General features: G+C 31.2%; 4 protein-coding genes and 2 pseudogenes. 3 read left to right on the forward strand and 3 right to left on the reverse strand.

Annotation, left to right across the window (positions count from 1 at the left end):
- The 3 genes and pseudogenes from A2255_03345 to A2255_03355 form a co-directional block, all read right to left on the reverse strand.
- Window positions 1-956, reverse strand: a pseudogene (locus A2255_03345) (hypothetical protein).
- A 203-nt stretch (window positions 957-1,159) separates the two neighbouring features.
- The gene (locus A2255_03350) at window positions 1,160-2,293 is read right to left on the reverse strand and encodes a hypothetical protein (GenBank protein OGI18079.1); all 1,134 of its coding nucleotides are present in this window, start codon (window positions 2,291-2,293) and stop codon (window positions 1,160-1,162) included.
- 169 nt (window positions 2,294-2,462) lie between these two features.
- On the reverse strand, window positions 2,463-2,837 hold the full coding sequence (locus tag A2255_03355) for a hypothetical protein (protein ID OGI18080.1): 375 nt from the start codon (window positions 2,835-2,837) through the stop codon (window positions 2,463-2,465).
- A 331-nt stretch (window positions 2,838-3,168) separates the two neighbouring features.
- Here A2255_03355 and A2255_03360 point away from each other — a divergent pair, with 331 nt between their 5' ends.
- From A2255_03360 to A2255_03370, 3 genes and pseudogenes are all read left to right on the forward strand, one after another.
- Window positions 3,169-4,296 (forward strand): hypothetical protein, encoded by a 1,128-nt coding sequence (locus A2255_03360; protein OGI18081.1) that lies wholly within the window; start codon window positions 3,169-3,171, stop codon window positions 4,294-4,296.
- 135 nt (window positions 4,297-4,431) lie between these two features.
- A complete protein-coding gene (locus A2255_03365; GenBank protein ID OGI18082.1) occupies window positions 4,432-5,568 on the forward strand; it encodes an alanine dehydrogenase in 1,137 nt (378 codons plus the stop codon).
- Window positions 5,569-5,837: 269 nt separating this feature from the next.
- Window positions 5,838-6,167 (forward strand): annotated as a pseudogene (locus A2255_03370) (hypothetical protein).

Here is a 6,167-nt window from a genome sequence, read left to right on the forward strand (position 1 = left end):
CCGGTTAACACCTGTATTAATGCTTCAGCAATGATACATTCTTTTATATCTTCATTTTTGGGTCCGATAAATCCTGTAAATAGCTTAACTGATTCGATACCAGGGTGCGCAAGTTTTTCAACTATGGGTTTTTGAGTTAGATTTAAGGGAGTATAGTATTCATTATCCTTTGCTGTAGGATCTGCTTTTCTTTTTCCAAAGTGCTTATCAATTAGTTCAATAGCTTCTTTGTGATCTACATCGCCTGTAATAACTGTAACTAAATTATCGGGTCTAAACCAGGTTTTATGGTAATTAAATTCATCTTCTCTGCTTATTTTATCAATATTAGATTCTTCACCTAAAATTATTCCTACTGATTTAGTTTTAAGCCCAATCAGATTATTAAGCATTAAGTCAAAAGCCTTGTTTTCAATTTCATCTTTAGATCTATGAATTTCTGCTTTAACTACACCTTGTTCTTTTTTATGTGTTTCTTCAGGATAAGTAGGGTCTTGAATCATATCTGCATGAATTCTTATAAGTTCATCTAAATCTTTTTCAGAATCTATTGCTGCCTGTAGGTGAAAAGCTATTTTATCATAAGCTGTGTAAGCGTTAATATATGCCCCTAATCCCTCAGCCAAATTATCAAACATTCCTGCAGGAAGGTTTTTAGAACCGTTAAATTGGTCATGTTCGATATAATGCCTTTCGCCTCTAATACGTTCCTCTTCGTTAACGCTACCGGCTTTTACAAATGTTTGTAATTTAGTAGGACCGGGCTTATTTATAATTATTACTCTTTGTCCGTTATGGAGCGCATATTCCTTCCCCGGAAGAGGATTATATGGCACATCAAAAGACTTTACTTCTTTATATCCTGTAAATGAAAGGTGTTGAGGGGATTTATTTTTTAAAATATTTGGTTTCTGATAGTTTTCTAACCCCTTATAACTTCCAATACCATTTATCATAATCTAAAATTCCTTCAATAATAAATCCACTATTATTAAGGGAAAATGATAAAATTAATTGTTATAATTTCTTCTTTTTTTTACAAATATTTAAATATCTGGATATCAACCTTGTTAATTTTAGCAGAGGAATCAACTTATATGTTAATTGTAGCTTTATTTGGCTTTAATAAATAATTTTGCAGGATAAAATTCTAGAATAGTTATTGTTTTAAGGTTAAATTGATTTTTTCTTTGAATTCATTTTGAATTTCTATATCATCCGGATCTAATTCTAATAATTTTTGATAATATTCTTTTGCCGTATCATTGGCATTATTTTCAAGCAGTATATGAATAAGATCTTTGTAATATTCTTTTAATGGTTTTAACTCTATAGCTTTTTCAATATATTCAATTGCAACATCAGGCGCACATATTTTATTTGCAAAAAGCCCAAGCTGATGCATTGCTTTATGATTGTATGGATATTTTTCCAGAATTTCGAAATAAATGTTTTTAGCCTCTTCAAACTTTTGCATTTCTTGGAGGTCTAAAGCTAATTTTAGCTTGTCTTCTACAGTGAACACGGATTTATTTCTCATTAGATGTTTGAATTTATCCAGGTTATTGAGAAGATATTTAGGATAAGAATCGTCTATGTCAGTAGCTTGATACACACATTCAATATTAAATAATTCTACTCCATCTTCCAATGCAGACAGGATTTTTTCAGTATTATTAAAGTATTCATTGTTAAATTCCTGATGAGAATAAGAATCTATCTTTAATTTAACTTTATCTACTCCACCAAGATAGCTAAAATGCCAGCCTCCATTGTCAACTTGTATATCTGTTAAATAGCGATATTCATTAACAGGTAAAGTAAGATCTTTATAAGATACAATTCTCGTACCTTTTGGCCAACTAACTTGATTTTTATTTATGTAATTTACATAAAAGTAATAATGCTTCTGCTCAAGGCATTTTATTCCAGGCAAATCCTTAACTTTTAAGACTGTTTCAGGGTTTGGAATTTCATCTATATCAGAAATCATTATAATATCATCAGGACTGCAATTATTTAATGCTTTTTTTATGCTGTTTCTCTGATAATACTCGTATTCCCAGGGATCGTCTTTATATTCAGGAAAATCATCTACGATTAAATAGTCGATTTTATCTAAAAATTTAGAAAACTTTTCTTTGTTATCTTGAAATACAAGAGGTTTAGGCTTGTTGGTAAAAGTTTTTGTGGCTTCTACAATAACAAATTTATCAACTATATAATCAAGCTCATTTAAGCGTAGTTCTAGTAAATCCAGCTCATTAAAAAATATAAAGCAATCATAAATCATTATTTTGTCCTTAAAATGGTGCTTTAAACCTTAATTATACAATTTTTTATGAAGAATTTACAAATTAATAATATGATCTTTGTAGGGAATTTAATAACTAAATATTTTTCTAATAAACTTAAAAGCCCTCTAATAGAGGGCTTTTAAGTTTATTACTTTCTCACATATTTTATGAACATTCACGAAAAGCGTGCTCGACATCAACTGTAGAATTAAAAGTTTCATCTGGGATGTTTGCCAATAAATCGCTAATTTTTTTTGGTTGTCCTCTATAATATTCAACCTCTTTTTTGCCATATCTCTCCATAATCTCTTGTTTTGATAATGGAAAATCAGCACCTTTAAATGCTTTAGCTATGGCAACTGCACCATAAGCCCCACTTCCCATTGCTTTATGTGGTGCTTCCTTTTTAGATGCAGAGAAAATTTTGTATAATCCTCCTGTCAAAAGACCAACTAATACTGCCCTTGTTAGATTCTTTGCCCCACTCAGAAGTAAAACTGTAAAAATACCTCTTTTTACCTTTTTGTGTCTTCCAAACATAGCACATTCCCTCAATTAGTTATTAAATAACAGTGGTAATTTTACACGTAAATTAACTGCTATTCATCGCCGATATATACAATATATTGATTTAAGCTTAGTTAATATGCATATATTTTTCTTGGTTTTGCTAAATTTAAAATTAACCCTGATTATACCTGGAATTTACACTAATAGAGGCTTAAAGCAGAAATAGTATAATATACTTTTTTTTATGAATTTTACCCTGATTGGTAGTTTTGATTAGAGTAATTTTTTAGTCTAATTTAAGCAGGCTATTTGAGCTTGTTAGATTATTTGTATATGTATTTTAATGGAATAATTAATAAAAATGAGAAAAATCTGGCTAATAATATTTGCTTTAGTTATTGCTATTGGTATTGGAGTGTATTTTTTGTATATTTCCAATAATAATGTTCAAATGACTTTAATTGTTAAGTTTAAAGAAACCCCCCCTGTAATACAGGGAATAATTAGGGGGAAAACTGATATTTATTATAGAGGATATAGAGTAGGTAAAGTTTCAAAAATAACTTTATCAGAAGATCAGAAACATATCTTATTTTATCTTGATATATATTATAAGGGCCTGAGACTTCCTGAAAATACAAAAGTGTACTTAAGAACACAAGATATTTTTGGGGATAGGTATTTTGATTTAGTTTACCCAGAAAATCCATCAGCACGGCTTTTATCTGACGGAGATATTATCACAGGTACATCTGTATTTGAAAGATTGGATAAATATCTTGTACAAACTCTACAAGCAGGACGGTTAAGTAAACTTATAAGCAATTTAACTTATTTATCGAGTTTGATAACAGGGTATGTATCAAGACCCCAAACAAGAAGAGAGCTTCAAGCCGCTGTTGAAAATATAAATGAGTTAATTGCAAGTGAAGAACTACAGGAAATTATTGCTATTGCCCCTCAAACTTTAACGAGAACTGTAGCCGGATTAGAAGAGGTTAGTGTAGGTTTACCTCAAGTCAGTACAGATATCAAGCAAGCTAGTACGGATATTCAGCAAGCTAGTACAGATATACAACAAGCCAGTAGAAATATTTTAGAAGTTGGCGAAACTGTTACCCATACAAATAAGGCTATTTGGGAAGTTAATGAGACTCTTCCTGAAGTGACTCAGACAGTAAGTGTCACAAATGCATTGCTTGATAATACCAATACTCTTATTGTAGATACTAATTGCAATCTCAGTTCTTTAAATTGTAAGATTCCTAGAATTCCGCCAGGATTCATCGAAAATGCTAATGAAACTATAAAACGATATGATTGTATTGGAATAGGCCTTAGTAAAATGCTAAGTGAAAGATTTTTATTGTTTAGAATTATGTTTGGTAATCCAGGAGAATTTCTCGATGAATGCATCCGTATAGGTGATGATGATTGTATAGAAATAAATCCAGCTTGTTTTGATAATTATGAAAAAAAATGTGAATAATATTTTACTTAATATGCATGAGGTTTTTGGTATTTTTTAACAATTTAAAAATGCCAAAAACTAATTTTCTTGAAAGTTTATTTTGCTTAAATGATGATATAAATGGTTAAGCATAAAAAAGGAATTTACAAAAATATGATTATCGGTGTTCCCAAGGAAATAAAATCTAATGAAAATAGAGTAGCTACCACTCCTGCGGGAGTTGAAGCTTTTAAAAAGAATGGACACTCTGTTCTTATAGAAAAAAATGCGGGTATAGATAGTGGTTTTATGGATGAAGATTATATTTATTCAGGTGCTCAAATTATTGATACACCACAGGAAATTTTTGAAAAAGCAGAAATGATTATAAAAGTAAAAGAGCCTCTTGCAGCTGAATACGACTTGTTTAAAGAAGGTCAGATTTTATTTACATATCTGCATTTAGCAGCAGAACCAGCTTTAACAAATGCATTGTTGAGTAAAAAAGTTATAGGAATAGCTTATGAAACTATTCAACTTGCAGATTGTTCTTTACCACTCTTAACCCCGATGAGTGAAGTCGCAGGAAGAATGGCCGTTCAGGTTGGTGCAAATTTCCTTGAGAAACCTTACGGTGGAAGAGGTGTTCTCCTTGGAGGAGTACCAGGAACTAAACCTGGTAAGGTAGTAATAATTGGAGCAGGTATTGTTGGTACAAATGCCGCCAGAATTGCAGTTGCTTATGGCGCAGATGTGACAATTTTAGATATTAATCTCGATAAACTACGTTACCTTGATGACTTGTATCAGGGAAGGATAAAAACATTAATGTCTAATGGTTATAACATAAGAGAAGAAATAAAAGATGCTGATTTGCTAATAGGTGCAGTTCTTATTCCTGGGGCAAGGGCACCTCGTCTTGTGACTGAAGATATGGTTAAAAGTATGAAATCAGGCGCGGTAATTGTTGATGTAGCAATAGATCAGGGTGGATCTATTGAGACTATAGATAGAGTTACTACTCACGATAATCCTGTTTATGAAAAATACGGCGTTATACACTATTCTGTAGCTAATATGCCCGGTGCAGTAGCCAGAACTTCAACTTTTGCGCTTACAAATGCTACCTTGCCTTATGCACTTGCACTGGCTAATAAAGGATATCTTAATGCTATTAAGGAGAATACGGCTCTTGCTAAAGGGGTTAATATAATAAACGGAAATGTAGTTTACAAGTCAGTTGCCGATGCTTTGAATCACCAATATGTCCCATTATCAGAAGTAATCGAATTTTTAAATTCTACCTGTTAGTACAATTATTATTTTTTATAGTTTCAATATTTTTTTTAAAAATACTCTACATACTCTTGGAAAATCTGCCTTACAAGAGTATGCATAACTTTAAGCTATAGATTAATATAATAATTAACACCAATTAATGACGTAATAAAAAATGCGTAAGAATTTTTTATTATTCGTTTAATAGCTGAACACAGGAAGCAGCCTATAAAAATCACAAAAGATTTTTCATCAAAATCTTTAATGATTTTTTCCGCTGTCCTTAACAGGAAAAAGCTAATATGCAGCAGGAAAAAATAGCTTTTGAGGCAGGGGATGTTATTGCTTTTGCAGAAGAGACGATTATCGGGCATTTTGCAAGATTATTTACTGGATGGCGTATTAACCATGTGGGAATCTTGATAAATTCTGATACGATGATTGAATCTGTAGTTATATATGGTGTCAGGTCAGTATCATTCAGTGAGTTTATAAGAAGGCCGGGAGATAAGTATCTTTGTAAATTGACTAACGATCATAGAGCTAAATTTAAAACACAAGAGTTTAACAAGTTTGTTGATGAATCTAAAAATAAAAAATATGATTATTTTCAAGCCACATTATTAGCTATA

This window comes from Candidatus Melainabacteria bacterium RIFOXYA2_FULL_32_9, from assembly GCA_001784615.1.
Classification (GTDB): Bacteria; Cyanobacteriota; Vampirovibrionia; order Gastranaerophilales; family UBA9579; genus UBA9579.